The following is a 275-nucleotide window of genomic DNA, read 5'->3' as shown; positions in this document are numbered from 1 at the left end:
GAGCTCGGCAAGCGCGGTCTCGCCTTCCTGTGCGCGCGCGAGGCGCCCGGCGATGACCGCATCGGGCCTCAGCTCAAGAAGGCCTTCGGCGGCGCCTTCATCGCCAACGAGCGCTTCAACAAGGAGGCGGCGGAGGAGGCGATCCGCAAGGGAGAGGCGGATGCGGTGGCCTTCGGCAAGGCCTTCATCGCCAATCCCGACCTGCCGCGCCGCTTCGCCGAGGGCGCGCCGCTCAACCAGTGGGACGCCCAGACCTTCTATTCCCAGGGCCCGAA

The 275-nt window shown here is 69.8% G+C and carries 1 protein-coding gene; it reads left to right on the top strand.

Translation table 11 applies throughout. The features are described 5' to 3' along the window. Window positions 1–275: oxidoreductase (locus ACZ3GY_RS23925; protein WP_465912216.1), on the top strand; the 275-nt coding region annotated here is incomplete at both ends.

The sequence above is a fragment of the Pseudomonas sp. PME37.24/006 genome (genome assembly GCF_055556635.1).
The sequence above is the reverse complement of the archived record's forward strand: the minus strand, read 5'-3'. Positions and strand labels throughout refer to the sequence as shown.